The sequence below is a fragment of the Rhodococcus sp. P4_F3_2 genome (assembly GCF_056401335.1).
In genome coordinates this window covers 1-436 of the sequence record NZ_JBFUJN010000217.1, presented here as the reverse complement: position 1 = coordinate 436, position 436 = coordinate 1, and the positions used below count along the sequence as shown (strand labels likewise).

Genomic DNA, 436 nt, shown 5'->3' with positions numbered 1-436 from the left:
CTGTAACATTCTCGATAGGAACGGCAGCAATTGTTCAGTTTCTAGTAAATAGTGATATATACATTCGTGTTTTGTTTATCACATGGCTTCTACATATGTGCCTTATTGGAGGTTCTCGATTTTCCTGGAGAATGGTGAGAGGACGTCTTATTAAGTCAGTTATAGAAAAAGAAAGTGCGCTTATTGTTGGGGCAGGGTCTGCGGGAACTATGCTTGTTCGTCAATTGCTAAAGCATAATGAAAGTGAACTAAAACCAATTGCTTTTGTAGATGATGATGTTGCAAAACAAAAGCTTGAGATTTTTGGAGTTACAGTGCTTGGCAAAACAGAAGATATCCCTGAGGTTGTAGAAAAAAAGGGAATTGGCCATATTATTATTGCAATACCGTCACTTAATAAACTTGAGATTCAAAGGATTTATCAAGAGTGTAGTAA

Annotated in this window: 1 protein-coding gene; it reads left to right on the top strand. The window is 36.7% G+C overall.

Annotated features, from left to right (window positions below):
* Positions 1–14: 14 nt before the first annotated feature.
* Positions 15–436, top strand: a 422-nt coding sequence (locus AC1DWA_RS33480) for a nucleoside-diphosphate sugar epimerase/dehydratase (RefSeq protein ID WP_477917808.1), incomplete at its 3' end; no start/stop codon positions are given.